Origin of the sequence: Stenotrophomonas maltophilia (genome assembly GCF_013464485.1) — a bacterium.
Taxonomy (GTDB): Bacteria; Pseudomonadota; Gammaproteobacteria; order Xanthomonadales; family Xanthomonadaceae; genus Stenotrophomonas; species Stenotrophomonas maltophilia_AW.
The window spans coordinates 29,828-42,365 of sequence record NZ_RAUX01000045.1 but is presented as its reverse complement, the minus strand read 5'-3'; the positions used below and the strand labels follow the sequence as shown (position 1 = coordinate 42,365).

General features: G+C 65.6%; 17 protein-coding genes. All 17 read left to right on the top strand.

The genetic code is table 11. From position 1 onward, the window contains the following. Positions 1-14 precede the first annotated feature (14 nt). A complete protein-coding gene (locus D7Y61_RS18615; RefSeq protein ID WP_180868442.1) occupies positions 15-857 on the top strand; it encodes a hypothetical protein in 843 nt (280 codons plus the stop codon). Beyond that, the gene (locus D7Y61_RS18610) at positions 854-2,164 is read left to right on the top strand and encodes a replicative DNA helicase (RefSeq protein ID WP_180868440.1); all 1,311 of its coding nucleotides are present in this window, start codon (positions 854-856) and stop codon (positions 2,162-2,164) included. The genes D7Y61_RS18615 and D7Y61_RS18610 overlap by 4 nt, the downstream gene beginning before the upstream one ends. Beyond that, a complete protein-coding gene (locus D7Y61_RS18605; RefSeq protein ID WP_180868438.1) occupies positions 2,161-2,793 on the top strand; it encodes a hypothetical protein in 633 nt (210 codons plus the stop codon). Before D7Y61_RS18610 ends, D7Y61_RS18605 begins: the two co-directional genes overlap by 4 nt. Continuing rightward, a complete protein-coding gene (locus D7Y61_RS18600) occupies positions 2,790-3,593 on the top strand; it encodes a hypothetical protein (protein ID WP_180868436.1) in 804 nt (267 codons plus the stop codon). Before D7Y61_RS18605 ends, D7Y61_RS18600 begins: the two co-directional genes overlap by 4 nt. Further along, a complete protein-coding gene (locus D7Y61_RS18595) occupies positions 3,590-3,985 on the top strand; it encodes a Ref family recombination enhancement nuclease (RefSeq protein WP_180868434.1) in 396 nt (131 codons plus the stop codon). Before D7Y61_RS18600 ends, D7Y61_RS18595 begins: the two co-directional genes overlap by 4 nt. Then, positions 3,967-4,506, top strand: a complete 540-nt coding sequence (locus tag D7Y61_RS18590) for a hypothetical protein (protein ID WP_180868432.1) — start codon at positions 3,967-3,969, stop codon at positions 4,504-4,506. The genes D7Y61_RS18595 and D7Y61_RS18590 overlap by 19 nt, the downstream gene beginning before the upstream one ends. Then, positions 4,503-4,871 (top strand): hypothetical protein, encoded by a 369-nt coding sequence (locus D7Y61_RS18585; protein WP_180868431.1) that lies wholly within the window; start codon positions 4,503-4,505, stop codon positions 4,869-4,871. Before D7Y61_RS18590 ends, D7Y61_RS18585 begins: the two co-directional genes overlap by 4 nt. Further along, positions 4,868-5,083, top strand: a complete 216-nt coding sequence (locus D7Y61_RS18580) for a hypothetical protein (protein ID WP_180868429.1) — start codon at positions 4,868-4,870, stop codon at positions 5,081-5,083. The genes D7Y61_RS18585 and D7Y61_RS18580 overlap by 4 nt, the downstream gene beginning before the upstream one ends. Next, positions 5,070-5,669: a hypothetical protein gene (locus D7Y61_RS18575; protein ID WP_258010419.1), complete on the top strand. Its 600-nt coding sequence runs from the start codon at positions 5,070-5,072 to the stop codon at positions 5,667-5,669. The genes D7Y61_RS18580 and D7Y61_RS18575 overlap by 14 nt, the downstream gene beginning before the upstream one ends. A gap of 314 nt (positions 5,670-5,983) precedes the next feature. Then, positions 5,984-6,472, top strand: a complete 489-nt coding sequence (locus D7Y61_RS18570) for a glycoside hydrolase family 24 protein (protein ID WP_180868427.1) — start codon at positions 5,984-5,986, stop codon at positions 6,470-6,472. Further along, positions 6,469-6,924, top strand: a complete 456-nt coding sequence (locus tag D7Y61_RS18565; protein WP_180868426.1) for a hypothetical protein — start codon at positions 6,469-6,471, stop codon at positions 6,922-6,924. The genes D7Y61_RS18570 and D7Y61_RS18565 overlap by 4 nt, the downstream gene beginning before the upstream one ends. After that, entirely contained in the window at positions 6,921-7,403 is a 483-nt protein-coding gene (locus D7Y61_RS18560; RefSeq protein ID WP_180868424.1) for a hypothetical protein, read from the top strand. The genes D7Y61_RS18565 and D7Y61_RS18560 overlap by 4 nt, the downstream gene beginning before the upstream one ends. Before the next feature lies 1 nt (position 7,404). Then, positions 7,405-7,680 (top strand): hypothetical protein, encoded by a 276-nt coding sequence (locus D7Y61_RS18555; RefSeq protein WP_180868422.1) that lies wholly within the window; start codon positions 7,405-7,407, stop codon positions 7,678-7,680. Between the two features lie 3 nt (positions 7,681-7,683). Next, positions 7,684-8,172: a terminase small subunit gene (locus D7Y61_RS18550; protein ID WP_180868420.1), complete on the top strand. Its 489-nt coding sequence runs from the start codon at positions 7,684-7,686 to the stop codon at positions 8,170-8,172. Further along, the gene (gene terL, locus D7Y61_RS18545; RefSeq protein ID WP_180868418.1) at positions 8,087-9,616 is read left to right on the top strand and encodes a phage terminase large subunit; all 1,530 of its coding nucleotides are present in this window, start codon (positions 8,087-8,089) and stop codon (positions 9,614-9,616) included. The genes D7Y61_RS18550 and terL overlap by 86 nt, the downstream gene beginning before the upstream one ends. After that, entirely contained in the window at positions 9,616-11,400 is a 1,785-nt protein-coding gene (locus tag D7Y61_RS18540; protein ID WP_180868416.1) for an anti-CBASS protein Acb1 family protein, read from the top strand. The genes terL and D7Y61_RS18540 overlap by 1 nt, the downstream gene beginning before the upstream one ends. Positions 11,401-11,402: 2 nt before the next feature. Next, positions 11,403-12,536: a DUF2213 domain-containing protein gene (locus tag D7Y61_RS18535; protein WP_180868414.1), complete on the top strand. Its 1,134-nt coding sequence runs from the start codon at positions 11,403-11,405 to the stop codon at positions 12,534-12,536. Positions 12,537-12,538 lie beyond the last annotated feature (2 nt).

The window sequence follows — 12,538 nt, the reverse complement described above, 5'->3', positions numbered from 1 at the left end:
GGAAGGAGTATCCCATGCGTGAGTACGGACAGATCCAGTGCGCGCTCTGGCAGAGTCAAGACGCCCAGCAATGGACCGACGCCGGCAAGCTGCTTGCCGCCTACCTGCTGACCGGTCCCCACTCGAATGGCCTGGGCTGCTACCGCTGCCCCGACGGCTACGTGATGGCCGACCTCGGCTGGTCAATGGAAAGGGTTTCGGAAGGGTTTGCCGAACTGTCTAGAAACGGTTTCGCATACCGTTTCGAAGGGGTTGTTTTTCTGCCCGGATTCCTGCGCTGGAACAAGGTCGCGAACGCCAACGTGGCCGCAGCGCGCATGGCGGAGTTCGAGGCGCTTCCGAAGGGGGAGGCAAAGGTCCGTGTGGCCGGCGCAATCCTGAAGTACGTCAAGCACTTGGGTAACGACTACCGAACCGTTCTCCAAACCGTTGCAGAAACGGTTCCCCCAACGGTTACCCCAACAGAACCCAACCCAACCCAACCCAGAGAGAACCCAAACCAAACCACTGGCGCTGCGCCGGACACGCCGGCTCCGGCTGACGACCTGCTGCCGCTAGAGCCAGTTGAACCACCGGCACCGGAAGTGATCGGGTTCCTGCTGAACGACGGTTCCGAGTTCGGACTGACGCAGGTGCAGTTGGACGAGTTCCAAGGGCTGTACCCCGGCATCGTTGTCCTGCAGGAACTGCGGGCGCTGAAGGCCTGGGCAATGGCCAACCCCAAGAACCGCAAGACCCGCAGCGGTGCCATGCGGTTCGTGAACTCATGGCTCAGCCGTGCGCAGAACCAGGCGCCCACTCGGCGGAGCACAGCGCCGGCACCGCAGAAGGGCGAACTGCCGAGGCTGAGCGCATGACGACCCTCGAAGCCAACCACCGCGCCGCCATCCACCAGGTCGAGCGCCAAGTTCTGCACACGGCGATGTGCCGTCCGTCCAGCATCGCCGACATGCCGCTGCAGCCGGGGCACTTCGGCAACGAGGCGCACGGTCAGCTGTGGGAGCTGATCCGAAGCATGGACGCCGGCGGAAAGCCGGTGGACGCGGTGACGATCTCAGACGTGGCCGACCGCATGGGCAGCCCGCGACTGAGCGAGCTGGCGATGCTGATCGGCGTAGACCGCGATCTGTACCCCAGCAGCCAGCCGGCCTACCAAGCGTCGATCCTTCTGGCCGCTTGGCGAGACCGCGAGGCCTTGGCCATTGCGCGGGAGCTGCAGGAAGGCGCGCAGGCTCGGCAGGAGGACGCGGTGGACGCCGCGATCCAGCGGCTGATGACCCTGCACACCGCCGACCGCAGCTACGAGCACACCTCGCAGTCGGCGCTCGATGCGGCGGTGGCGCAGGCCATGGAGGCGCAGCGCAACGGCGGGAAGCTGATCGGCGTTTCCACGGGCATCTTCGACCTGGACGAGGCGCTGGGCGGCTTCCACGACAGCGACCTGATCATCGTTGGCGCCCGTCCGGCGATGGGAAAGACCGGCTTCCTGCTGGGAGCCACTGCCGCCGGCGCGAAGGGTGGGGCGGTCGGCCTGATCTCTGGCGAGCAGCCGGCCGACCAGGTGGGCCTGCGCTGGCTTGCTGCCGGCTCGGGCGTCAACGTGGGACGCCTGCGCGCTGGTAAGTTCCGCCACGACGATGTCGGCTCGCTGCTGCACGCCGCCGAGCAATACGGCGCGCTCCCGGTGCGCATCCACGACCGGCCGTCGCCGGACATCACCGAGGTGATACGCGAGGCGCGCCGGTGGAAGCACCAGCTGGGAATCCGCGCGCTCTACGTCGACTACCTTCAGCGCATCGAGATCGCATCGATGTCACGCGCACCGAAGCATCAGCAGGTGGGCAGCATCACCCGCAGCCTGAAGAATCTGGCCCGCGATTTGCGGATCCCGGTGGTGGCGCTGGCCCAGGTGAACCGCGAGGCCGATGGAGAGCGGCCGCAGATGAAGCACTTGGCCGACAGCTCGGAGATCGAGAAGGAAGCCGACCAGATCATGATGCTGTGGCGCGACCTGTCCAACCCGCAAGCCGAGCGCACAGCAGCAGAAATCAACGTGGTGAAGAACCGGCACGGAAACATCGGCGTGGTTCCGGTGACCTGGCACGGTGGTTCGACGTCCTATGTCAACCGCAGCGCTGCCGATGAACTCGGGGATGCCACATGACCGCGATGACAGCAGCAGCGCGCAAGATCCGCGCGAAACGGGCCAGCCGGCCAATCTACGCCATCTGCCTGCGCCTGGTCGATCCGGCCACGGGCGAGGAGATCGGTGCGTTTGCCCCGAGCAACGACATCGATCGCAGGCTGGCCAAGGACCGAGGCTACCGCGTCGGGCATGAGTACCGGCTGGAGATCAAGGCCTCGCGCAATGCCGCGTTCCACAGGTTGGCCCATGTCATCGGGCACCTGCTGGTCGACAACGTCGAGGCGTTCCGTGACCTGGACGCGCATGCGGCGCTGAAACAGGTGCAGCTGGAGTCGGGCATCTGCTGCGAGATGGTGGAGATGGACGCCAGCCCGGTGGTGAGGGCGCTGCTGGATGCCGCAGAGACGGTGCTGGGCGCTGGCGCGCGCAAGGTGCTTGCGGCGGTGCTGCCTGAGATCCGGACCATTCCGGTGAAGGTCGCCCAGTCCCTGGCCTTCGATTCGATGGAGGAGGAGGACTTCGCTGCCTTCTTCAAGGGCATCACCGCCTGGATCGGTGACCACTACGCGCACGTCATGCTGGACGACGTGCGCGCGGAGTACTGGCGGATGGTCAATGGCCGGCAGCTGCCGGGGAGGGCGGCATGAAGGCGGCAGAGATCAAAGCGCTGTACCCGACAGAAGCTGCACTGTGCAACAGGCTGATCGAGTGCCTCAGTTCGACCGGGGGCTGGGAGATCTACCCCGAAACCGCAAACTTCGACATTCTCGCTGTCTGGAAAGCTACTGGGCACCAGCTGGGAATAGAAGCGAAGCTTCAGCTAAACGCCAAGGTGGCCGACCAAATCCTGCCACATCGTTGGGGAGGATCCGGTGGCGATGGCCCGGACTTCCGCGCGGTGCTTGTTCCGTGCACCACCGAGGCGAACTATGGCATTGCTAGGATGCTGGAGGCGCTCGGCGTGCAGGTGCTGGTGCCGGACAGCTGCAGTGGTCGGTGGCGACAGCAGCCAGGCGAACAGATCCAGCGCGAAGTGCACCGCGCTGACCTTCGGAGCCCGGCGCCCTGGGACGCAGAGACCGGGAATCTGTACGACTACGGTCAGCCGGCGTGGTTCGACTGGAACCCCACACACCGATGCGTCCTGCCGGAGATAGTGCCGCTGGTGGCTGCTGGTGTTCCGGCGCCGCTGCGTCTGACGCCGTGGAAGATCGGCGCGCTGAAGGTGCTCGCTGACATTGAACTGGATGGATTCACCACAGCGAAGGGCGTTCGCGCCCACGGCGTGGATCCGCGCCGCTTCTGTGCATCCGACGGCTGGCTCCAGCAGCTGGGCGAGGGCCGCTGGGCACGTGGCAGCATCCCTGCTTTCGACAAGCAGCACCCCGAAGCGTACGCCGACGTGCTGGCAACGGCGCGGGCGAAGCGAGCGGGAGTTGCGGCATGAAGCGCGGACGCAGCACCACCACCCCCACGGTAGCCCAGCAGCAGCGGATGGACGCCATCACCGAGATCGGCTGCATCGTGGCTCACAGCTTGGGCATCGACTGGGGGGACAGGCCAATCCCGGCCGAGGTGCACCACCTGACGGTCGGCGGCAAGCACGGCGCCAAGCGCCGGGGCCACGACTTCACCATCGGCCTGAACCCGTGGTCCCACCGCGGCGAGCCATTCGGCGGGATGTCGGCGGCCCGCTGTGAGGAACTGTTCGGCCCGTCCTACGCCAGTCAACCCCGCAAGTTTCGGCAGGAGGTCGGCAGCGATGACTACCTGCTGGACCTGCAGAACACCCTTATCGAACAGCACCTGGAGAAGACCTCATGGCGACCCGCCGCCTGATTATCAGCATCGACCCCGGCAGGACCGGCGCCATTGCCGCGCTCGTCGACGGAGCAGCAGGGCCGGTGATCGACATGCCGCTGCTGACCGTCGGGGAGAACGAGGAGGTCGACGCCCGGGCCATCGCGGTGTTCATCCGTGCCGCGAAAGACATGAACCCGGGCGCAGACGTATCCGGGGTGATCGAGCGGGTGCGTGCGATGCCACCGAAGCGGGGCGCCGACGGCAAAGAAGAGCGGCGGGCAGGACCTCAGTCGTCCTTCAACTTCGGCGACCACTACGGCAAGGCCAAGGCCGCATTCGAGCTTCTGGGCATTCCCTACATGCGTGCGGAGCCTGCCAGCTGGAAGCGCCGGTTCGGACTGACCGGTCAGGACAAGGACGCGGCGCGTCTGCTGGCCATCAAGCGGTTCCCGGACGCCGCCCACCTGCTGAACCTGAAGAAGCACAACGGCCGCGCCGACGCGCTCTTGATCGGACTCTGGGCCGAGCACCAGCTGGCCATGGGGGTAGCAGCATGAGCGACGAAAATGTGGTGCGGCTGCCGGTCAAGCCGAAGGACGCCCCGGCCAATGAACTGACGATCGTCCGCACCTACGGCAGCTGCGCCCACAGCCACTTCCTGGTGGATGAGCGCGCCTCGGAAGTGACTTGCCGGGACTGTGGCGAGAAGCTCAATCCGGTCTGGGCATTGGCGCAGCTGGCCCGCGAGGACAGCAGTCTCATCCAGCGCTGGTCTCTCCTTTCGGCCCATGTTCGCCTGCTGCAGGGCCGTACGAAGGTGAAGTGCACCAGCTGCCAGAAGATGGTCACGATCCCCAGCGGGGTTTCCGATTGGAAGGTCAGGGACTTGGCCGAGCGCATCCGTAAGGAGGAGGGTCTGTGACGCCGGCCGAGCTGCGCATGCAGAAGCGGTACCGGTCCTATGTGCAGAAGCACGGCCGCTGCTCCGTCTGCCAGTTCCGCGCCACCGGCACCGAAGGTTTTCACTGCAAGGGCTGGCCCGACCGGGCCGGCACCTGCGACACCGACAGACAGCTGCCGGTTTTCCGATTCGATGACGCCGTACTGGAGGGCATGCGCGATGCGCAACACTGATCCGCTGACCGAAGAACTGCGCCGCTGGGGTCACGCCCAGGTGAATCGCTTTGCGCTGAGCCGCGCTGAAAGGGGCGTGCATGTCCTGGACAAGGCTCGTGACTTTGCTCCGAGAACTCCTGAAAGAGCACTTCGCGAACTGATCGCTCGCGATGGCGCTGACCGCCGCCGCCTAATGGCGGCTGCCACTGGGGTGAAAGGGCTGCGCATCGTACCGATGTGGGCAGCCGATCCGGTTCGGGCATCCAATGACGCTGACCATCCCCACGACAATCCTGAGATTGCCGTCGATGTGGGTATCCCTGACGAACTCCGATGGGTGGACCGAGCGCTGTCGTCACTGCATCGCCACAGTCTCTTGAGGGCGATCATAGTGAGAGTGGAATTCACTAGCGCCGTAAGCCAAGCGATCAAGGCTCGCATGGCATGCGAACTGTTCGAAAAGGAAATGGCGCTTCGGCTTGGCATTGAGCTGTCTGAAAGGCAGCAGGACAAACCTCCGGCACTCACTACCCGCCAGTACCGGTACGAGCTATCGAGGGCGTTGGATCTTCTTCGTGGAATGAGGTGGACAGACGCTGCTTGACAGTGACGGCAGCAAATGGTCGAATTCTGCAACTGTCAAGAATTGTCCCTGAAGCCCCGGCCCTGCGCTGGGGCTTCTGCGTTTCCGGGACCCGAACACCGATCAACCATCGCGCCGAAACCCCCTCCGCTCGCCGTGAGGCGATTGGGGCTGGTGTCTACGCAACCGGGCGGTTTGCATCCCTGGCGCCACGGCGCGGGGAGACGCCTAGGCAGCGGTGGTGATCGGCCCTCTACGCCCGCAGCCCCCCGGACCAACCATACCGCGCAGAGAAGCCGGTCGAGGGGCGGGCACCTTTTGCTGGAGAAGCCACCATGGCGCAGATCACCCCCCAACAGGCTGGCGGCGTGAACGTCGTGGCGTTCCTGGACATGCTCGCGTGGTCGGAAGGCACGGACAAGAGCACCCAGGCAACCAAGGACCGCGGCTACGACGTATTGGTCGGTGGACAGTTGTTCAACGGCTATGCGGACCACCCGCGCGTGCTGGTGGACCTGCCCAAGCTGAAGATCCAGTCGACTGCTGCCGGCCGGTACCAGCTGCTGCGCCGCTACTTCGACGCGTACCGGAAGTCGCTGGGCCTGAAGGATTTCAGCCCGCTGAGCCAGGACCTGATCGCGCTGCAGCAGATCCGAGAGCGCCGCGCTCTACCGCTGATCCAGGCGGGCAGGATTCCGGAAGCCATCAAGGCGGTGAGCAACATCTGGGCTAGCCTGCCGGGCGCTGGCTACGGCCAGCACGAACACAAGCTGGACAACCTGCTGGCAGCCTATCGGAAGGCCGGCGGGACGGTTGCGCCGTGACCGAGCCCGTGAGCACCATGAAAATCATCGTCGGAACGTTCACTGCCGCGGTGGTGGCGCCAGCGACGGCGGACGCCCTGCGCGAGGCTGAGCGCGTCATTCTTGGCGTGCCACAGTCCGTGCTGCTGGTGGCCATGGCCGGCGCGCTGATCGGCGTTCTACTACTGCCGGAGAAGGACGCGGAGCGGGTTGCAGCAGATGCCAGCCGCCGGCGCGGCCATCGGTTCCTGCAGACGGCTGCGCGATGGGCTGCGCTGGCGGTTGCCGTTGTGGCCTACGCGATCGTGGCCGCCTGGGTCATCGCAGTGGCTGCCTCAATCTGGCCAGCACTGGCCGGCGCCCCGCAGCTACCTCTGGCCGGCCTTTCCGGCGTCCTGATTCGCCGGCTGCTGCCGGGCTATGTGCGCCTGGTGGAGAAGGCCACCGGGGCTATCGGAGGCGATAAGCCATGACTGTGCTGATTCGATTCTTCAAGGCCATCTGGGACCTGGTGGTCGGTTGGGCCGCAGACGCGCTGGTTTGGTTGCGCAAGCCTGGCAGCGTCATGAAGGTCTGTTGCGGCGTGCTGGCCTTCGGCTGCATGGTCGCGGGCCTGTCGGCTTACGAGAAAGAGCAGCAGATCAAGGATCTGAGCGCCCAGGTCGTAAAGGTTCGTGCCGACTGGAAGGCCGATGCCGACCGTCTGCAGGCCGACGTGGAAACCCGTGATCAGCGCCTGGCCGAAGTCGCCGCCGCACTGAGGACGGAGGCCGAGAAGCTGGAAGCCCTCCGGAAGGAGAGCGCTGAGGCACTGCGGGCATTGGCCGGCAAGGTCGAAGCATCCGAGAAGGACGCCGCGACGTGGCGCGGTCGATATGAGCAGCGGCCAGATACCTGCAAGGCGGCCTTGGAGCTGCTCGACTCAGCCTGCCCGGCACTGAAGGGGTACTGACATGCGCGTCTTTCTGATCGCTGCGGCGCTGTTGCTGGCCGGATGCCAGTCGGCACCGCCCAAGACCAATCCTCCGCCCCCGGACATCGTCAAGGTGCCGGTGGCCACCTATGTCCCCATCGACGCGGCCCTGACCAAGCGCTGCATCTGGGTGCGGGCTGGCAAGCCCTCGGCGGTGTTCGAAGTCAGCAACAGCCGGAAGCGCTGCTTGGATCAGTACGAGGCGCAGTTCGACACCATCGAACAGGTGCAGGGCAAGCCGGTACCGGAGCGCTGACCCATGGCCGCGAAGAAGACCACCGCCGACAAGGCGGTCGGCCTGACTCCGAAGCAGCAGCGCTTCGTGCAGGAGTATCTGCAGGACCACAACGGCACGCAGGCGGCCATCCGGACCGGGTACAGCGCAAAGACCGCGAAGCAGCAGGGTTCCCGATTACTGGCCGATCCGCGTATCCAGGCCGCAGTACGCGCCGGCCAGAAGAAGGTGGCCAAAAAGGCCGAGGTCACCGTCGACAGCCTGATGGACGAGCTGGAACAGGCCCGCAAGCTGGCGCTGAAGGAGAAACAGGCCAGCGCGGCGGTAACTGCCACGATGGGCAAGGGGAAGCTTGCCGGCCTGCTGGTGGAGAAGCACAAGCACAGCGGTGCGATTGGAACCTACGACCTGAGCAAGCTTTCAGACCATGAACTCGACCGCCTTGAACAGATCCTCGGTCCGCTTGCCGACGCTGGCGGAGATCCGGGCGGAGCGGGCGAGGAGGGCGGCTGACGCTGAGCGCGAGCGCCTTGCTCGCGATGGGGAGGCGATCAGGCAGCGCTGCACGACCTTGGCTGGCTTCATCCGCGAGGCCTGGCCTGTTCTGGAGCCGGCGCAACCCTACGTGCACGGCTGGCACATCGACGTTTTGTGCCAGCACCTGGAGGCCATCACCGACGGGCAGATCACCCGGCTGCTGATCAACATCCCGCCGGGCACCATGAAATCGCTGGTGGCCAGCGTGTTCTGGCCAGCATGGGAATGGGGTCCGCGCGGCCTGCCGTCGATGCGCTACCTGACGACCTCCTACGCGGAGAAGTTCGTCAAGCGCGACAGCCGGCGCATGCGCGACCTGGTGCAGTCGGAGTGGTTCCGCAGTCTCTGGCCGGAGATCGAGTTGAACCGATCGGGCGAGATGTCCTTCGCCAACTCGAAGATGGGCAACCGCGAGGGCATGGCCTTTGCCAGCCTGACAGGCGGCCGCGGCGACCGGGTGATCATCGATGACCCGCACTCCACAGAGACGGCAGAAAGCCCGGCTGAGCGCGCGACGACAACCCGCATATTCCGCGAGTCGGTACCGACCCGACTGAACAACCCGGCCACGTCTGCAATCGTGGTGATCATGCAGCGCCTGCACGAAAAGGACGTGTCGGGGCAGATCCTGGACCTCGGGCTCGGGTATGAACACCTGATGCTGCCGATGGAGTTCGAGCCAGAACGGCGCTGCCGGACGTCTATCGGGTTCGAGGATCCGCGCACTGAGGATGGCGAGCTGCTGTTCCCTGAGCGCTTCCCCCGCGCGGTGGTCGAGCGCGACAAGAAGATCCTGGGCAGCTACGCGGTGGCCGGCCAGCAGCAGCAACGACCAACCCCGCGCGACGGTGGCAAGTTAAAGCGGGAATGGTTCGAGGTGGTGGAGGCCGCGCCGGCGATCCTGGCAGCGCGGAAGGTGCGCCGCTGGGACTTCGCGGCCACGGATCCTAAGCAGCAGAAGAAGAAGGGTGACCCCGACTACACAGTCGGCCTGCTGTTGGGAGAAGTCGGCGGCGTTTACTACGTTCTCGACGTCGTGCGCGACCAGAAGTCGCCGGCAGGCGTGGAGACGATGCTGAAGAACACCGCGCTGCAGGATGGCAAGGCCATCAAGGTCCGGATCCCGCAGGACCCTGGCGCCGCCGGCAAGAGCAACGCCGCGCACCAGATCAAGCTGCTGGCCGGCTGGGACGTGAAGGCAGCGCTGGAATCCGGATCCAAGGAGGTCCGGGCAACGCCGGTCGAGGCTCAGGCCGAAGCCGGAAACATAAAGCTGGTGAATGGCCCATGGGTGGCGGCGTTCTTGGATGAGATCGCCGAATTCCCCAACGCAAAGCACGACGACCAGGTGGACGCGCTTTCGGGCGCTTTCGCTGAGCTGGTCACCGGCAGCACCTACAACCTTGGGAACGCGCTCTGATGGGCAAGCTCACGCAATTCAAAGATGGGCTGGTCAATCTGGTGGCCAACCTGGGTACGCCGCGCGACAAGGCGGCGGCCACCTTCTACGGCGTGCCGACGTTGTCGGAGCAGGAGGCAGACAACGCCTACCGCGGCACCTGGCTGGCGCGGAAGGTGATCGACATCCCGGCGATGGACAGCTGCCGCAAATGGCGCGGCTGGAGTGCAGACCAGGAGCAGATCACCGCGATCGAGGCAGAGGAGAAGCGGCTGGGCCTGCAGCAGAAGGTGCTGAGGGCGATGATCCGCGCAAGGCTCACTGGCGGCGCCGCGCTCTACATCGGCACGGGCCAATCGGACCCGATGTTGCCGCTGAAGCCTGAGTCCATTGGCAAGGGCGGGATCCGCCACATCAACGTGCTCTCGAAGCGCGTACTGCAGGCGGGCGAGCTGGACCTTGACCCGGAATCGCCGGGGTACGGCCTGCCGGCCTTTTACACCCTGACCAGCGGTACGGCTGGCCAAGTGCCGATCCACCCGTCGCGCCTGGTGATCCTGCACGGTGCGGAGAAGCCGGACCCAGAGTTCGGGATCAGCGACGGATGGGGCGACTCGGTGCTGCTGGCGATCAGCAAGGCCATCAAGGATGCCGACGCCAGCGCCGCGAACATTGCCTCGCTGGTCTTCGAAGCGAAGGTCGACGTCATCAAGATCCCGAACTTCATGTCCATGCTGGCGGACAAGGAGTACGAGCAGCAGGTGCTGCAGCGGCTGCAGCTGGCGGCCATGGCGAAGGGCATCAATGGCACGCTGCTGCTGGACGCCGGCGAAGAGTATGAGCAGAAGCAGGCGCAGTTCGGCGGCCTGATCGACCTGCTGATGGGCTTCATGCAGCTGACCTCCGGCGCGTCGGACATCCCGATGACCCGCCTGCTGGGCCAGTCGCCGGGCGGCCTCAACGCCAGCGGCGAGAGCGACCTGCGGAACTACTACGACCGCATCAGCAGCAACCAAGAGCTGGTGCTGCAGCCGGCTCTGCAAGTGCTTGACGAGTGCCTGATCCGCTCGGCGCTTGGCAGCCGGCCGGCTGAGGTGTTCTACAACTGGCGCAGCCTGTGGCAGACCACCGACACGGAGCGCGCAGCGATCGGCAAGAGCACTGCCGAGAGCATCAAGATCATTGCCGATACGAGGCTGATCCCGGAGAACGTGCTGGCCACTGTCGCAGTGAACATGCTTACGGAGGCCGGAATTGCTCCGGGCCTGGAAGCCGAGATGCTGGAGTACGGCAAGTCGACGCCGCGGGAGGAAACGGGCGAGGACGACGACGAGCAGATCGCAGCGGCAATGCCGGTGAAGGACGCGCAGCCGCGGTCGCTGTACGTCAGCCGCAAGGTGGTGAATGCCGACGAGATCGCGGTCTGGGCGAAGGAGCAAGGCATCACCGATCTGCTGGGCGACCTGCATGTGACCATCGCCTACTCGCGCCAGGCCTTCGACTGGATCAAGGCCGGCAATGCCAACGAATGGAGCAACGGCGGCAAGGACGAACTGGTCATCCCCGAGGGCGGCCCGCGCGCGGTCGAGCCGCTGGGCGGTATGTCTGCCGTGCTGCTGTTCGCGTCGTCGCAGCTGTCCTGGCGGCATGAAAGCATCATCCGCGCTGGTGGTTCCTACGATTGGCCGGAATACACCCCGCACATCAGCCTGACCAAGGCGACCGTCGACCTGTCGAAGGTCGAGCCCTACCGCGGCCGCATCGTGCTGGGCCCGGAAATCTTCGAAGAGATCCGCGAGGACTGACCATGGTGTTCCTGACTGATCGTGTCTCGGTGTCGGCTCCACGCCGCACTGCGGACGGATACCTAGTGGCCGATGCCTATGTGGCCCGCACCGGCATCCAGGAATACCTGGGTGAGGAGCTGGGGCGGCCCGACCTGCTGAAGGTGAAGGTTTACCGGCCACCGGAGGAAGTCTTCTCCGACGCCACGCTGCGCAGCTTTGCGCACCGGCCCATGACGAATGACCACCCGCCGGAGATGGTCACCGCCGACAACTGGAAGAAATACGCGGTAGGGCAGACCGGTGACGAGGTTTCGCACGACGAAACCCGCGTGCGCGTCCCGCTGGTTCTGATGGACCAGGCTGCCATCGCGGACTGGGAGTCTGGCAAGCGCGAGCTCTCCCAGGGGTACTCGGCCGAGATCGTATGGGAGGACGGCGTAACGCCGGACGGCGAGGCCTACCAGGCCAAGCAAATCAACATCCGCAACAACCACCTGGCCATGTGTCGTCGTGGCCGGGCTGGTTCCCAGTTTCGCATCGGGGATGGGCGCACCCCCGGTGCACCGGATCCGAGCGCCCATCCCCAACCGCAGGAGAACCACATGAGCAACCAGCAGACTCGCATCGTCGTGGTCGACGGCCTGCCCGTCGAGTGCACCGACGCGTCGGCCGCAGCCATCGCCAAGCTGCAGCAGCAGCTCCAGGACGCACACACCGCCGCTGGCACCGCGGCAGCTGCCCACCAGGCGACCATCACCGCCAAGGATGCCGCCATCGCCAAGGCCGAGGGCGAGCGCGACGCGCTCAAGAGCCAGGTCCTCAGCGATGCTGACCTGGACCAGCGTGTCCAGCTGCGCGGCGACCTGGTGGCGAAGGCCAAGGCCGTGCACGACGCCGACTACAGCGGCAAGAGCGACGCCGACGTCCGCAAGGTGGCCGTGGTGGCCAAGCTCGGCGACGCGGCCGTCGCCGGCAAGCATGAGGCCTACATCGAGGCACTGTTCGACGGCCTCTATGCCCAGGCAAAGCCGCGCGACCCGGTGGCCGTGGCCCTCGGCGACCGCTCCACCCACCGTCAGCCCGTGCAGGACAACGGTTACGCCGCAGCCGTTGCCGCCCTGGATTTCCGCACCGCTGGCCAGAAGGAGGCCTAAGC

What these genes read in the sequence shown, in the direction of transcription:
- D7Y61_RS18600 (WP_180868436.1), top strand. Translation starts at nt 2,790, where the DNA reads ATGAAGGCGGCAGAGATCAAAGCGCTGTACCCGACAGAAGCTGCACTG.
- D7Y61_RS18590 (WP_180868432.1), top strand. Translation starts at nt 3,967, where the DNA reads ATGGCGACCCGCCGCCTGATTATCAGCATCGACCCCGGCAGGACCGGC.
- D7Y61_RS18575 (WP_258010419.1), top strand. Translation starts at nt 5,070, where the DNA reads ATGCGCAACACTGATCCGCTGACCGAAGAACTGCGCCGCTGGGGTCAC.
- D7Y61_RS18550 (WP_180868420.1), top strand. Translation starts at nt 7,684, where the DNA reads ATGGCCGCGAAGAAGACCACCGCCGACAAGGCGGTCGGCCTGACTCCG.
- D7Y61_RS18555 (WP_180868422.1), top strand. Translation starts at nt 7,405, where the DNA reads ATGCGCGTCTTTCTGATCGCTGCGGCGCTGTTGCTGGCCGGATGCCAG.
- D7Y61_RS18595 (WP_180868434.1), top strand. Translation starts at nt 3,590, where the DNA reads ATGAAGCGCGGACGCAGCACCACCACCCCCACGGTAGCCCAGCAGCAG.
- D7Y61_RS18560 (WP_180868424.1), top strand. Translation starts at nt 6,921, where the DNA reads ATGACTGTGCTGATTCGATTCTTCAAGGCCATCTGGGACCTGGTGGTC.
- D7Y61_RS18540 (WP_180868416.1), top strand. Translation starts at nt 9,616, where the DNA reads ATGGGCAAGCTCACGCAATTCAAAGATGGGCTGGTCAATCTGGTGGCC.
- D7Y61_RS18605 (WP_180868438.1), top strand. Translation starts at nt 2,161, where the DNA reads ATGACCGCGATGACAGCAGCAGCGCGCAAGATCCGCGCGAAACGGGCC.
- D7Y61_RS18585 (WP_180868431.1), top strand. Translation starts at nt 4,503, where the DNA reads ATGAGCGACGAAAATGTGGTGCGGCTGCCGGTCAAGCCGAAGGACGCC.
- D7Y61_RS18570 (WP_180868427.1), top strand. Translation starts at nt 5,984, where the DNA reads ATGGCGCAGATCACCCCCCAACAGGCTGGCGGCGTGAACGTCGTGGCG.
- D7Y61_RS18615 (WP_180868442.1), top strand. Translation starts at nt 15, where the DNA reads ATGCGTGAGTACGGACAGATCCAGTGCGCGCTCTGGCAGAGTCAAGAC.
- D7Y61_RS18535 (WP_180868414.1), top strand. Translation starts at nt 11,403, where the DNA reads ATGGTGTTCCTGACTGATCGTGTCTCGGTGTCGGCTCCACGCCGCACT.
- D7Y61_RS18610 (WP_180868440.1), top strand. Translation starts at nt 854, where the DNA reads ATGACGACCCTCGAAGCCAACCACCGCGCCGCCATCCACCAGGTCGAG.
- terL (WP_180868418.1), top strand. Translation starts at nt 8,087, where the DNA reads ATGAACTCGACCGCCTTGAACAGATCCTCGGTCCGCTTGCCGACGCTG.